1 protein-coding gene and 1 tRNA gene are annotated in these 1,544 nt (G+C 37.0%); both read left to right on the forward strand.

Annotated elements, in window-relative coordinates:
- The first annotated feature begins 410 nt into the window (after positions 1-410).
- Positions 411-1,007 carry an SRPBCC family protein gene (locus DYY66_RS09835; protein WP_166288773.1) on the forward strand — a complete coding sequence of 199 codons (597 nt, stop codon included), beginning with the start codon at positions 411-413 and terminating at the stop codon, positions 1,005-1,007.
- Positions 1,008-1,063: 56 nt separating this feature from the next.
- Positions 1,064-1,152, forward strand: a tRNA-Lys gene (locus DYY66_RS09840).
- Positions 1,153-1,544: the final 392 nt, after the last annotated feature.

Consider the following 1,544-nt stretch of genomic DNA (forward strand, 5'->3'; position numbering starts at 1 on the left):
AAAGAACAAGTGGAAGAAAAGCTAGAAAACTAATCTTGGCCAATGCTGTATCTGTAGTGTCATTTCTTTAATATACTGTTACGACACTCGATCTATGNTTTGATGCTGACTGGTGATTTAATACTCTAAAACTCAACTTGAATGGATGATTTGCTTCTGGTATTTCTGGATCTGTTGCAACTTGAACTTCATAATTTCCTATTGTCTGATCATCAGAGTTTAGGTTGTTGTGTGCACTTGCATAATTTACTGTTGGAAATAACATTAAAAGAATAAGTGGAAGAAAAGCTAGAAAACGAATATTGACCAACGTTGTATTTGTAATGTCATTTCTTTAATATACTGTTACGACACTCGATCTATGAAAATTAACAAAAGCTTTAAATCAAGTTCTAAGAAAACTGCAAATGATGACCACTGTTAGTAAAACAATTGACATCAAAGAAAAGACCATGAATGTTTTCACATACTTTGCAAGACCTGAACACATCTCTGACCAATTTGAAGAGAGAGTAGGAATGACTGTAGTTCCTATGGATGTAAAGGCAGGAATGGGAGTAGGTACAACATTTAGAGTAATTGGTGACTTTGATGGCAAGAGACTAGAGTGGGACTGTGAGACAACCGAATTCGTTCCAGAAAAGAAAGTTGCCGCTAAAATGATCAAGGGCCCATTTAAGAAATGGGAGATTGCAGTTGATTTTGAGACACTCGGTGAGAAAGAAACCCGAGTTACCATGACAGTAAACTATGATATGCCATTTGGTCCACTTGGCGCAATTATGGACAAGGCAAAGTTTGCCAAGGTGGCAGAAAAAGGAATGGAGACTGCTCTGTACCGAGTAAGAGGCTTGTTGGAAGGCAACGGTTCAATTCCTGTGTATATCACACTTGATGCATACAGAAAACTCTTGGCAGAAAAAGAAAAGATGAACAATGCTCCAGTCTCTACCGTGCTGACAAAAATACTAGAGAAATATTCTCAAGTAGAAGCAGTAAAAAACTAAAATCATTTTCTTTTTGACTCAGTTTAAATAACGAACTTAGCGTGAGTTTTCTTACCGGGTCTATGGCTCAGCCAGGTAGAGCGAGGGACTCTTATGATCTTTCGGAGATATCCCTATGTCGTGGGTTCAAATCCCACTAGACCCGCTGATTCTAAATTTTCTAAAAATNTTTTTTTGCAAAACATTCTGTACATCAAAAAATGTGGAATGCCATAATAAAAATAAAATTTATCCATATCAAAAGATCGACAGATCTATAAAGAGGGTTTTGTGAGTTTTGCAAAGATATGGAAAAATTTGAACAATGGTGGAAAGGTTTGGTTAAAGAACTTGAAGAAGACATCGAAACTATACCAAGTATTGAGTAAAATCTAGAACAACTTTACAATAAAACATTTCTGAATTCAATGGATGCACTGACAATCCACAAGTTTTGTATCAAATGTACAGTCGTGTGGACCGTCTGACCTGCCATCGGTAGGAATCTTTTTCATACAGTCTTCGTGGCGGCCCTTTCTGCAAAACCAGCAGATTGGA

Source organism: Candidatus Nitrosotalea sp. FS, from assembly GCF_011319475.1.
Taxonomy (GTDB): Archaea; Thermoproteota; Nitrososphaeria; order Nitrososphaerales; family Nitrosopumilaceae; genus Nitrosotalea.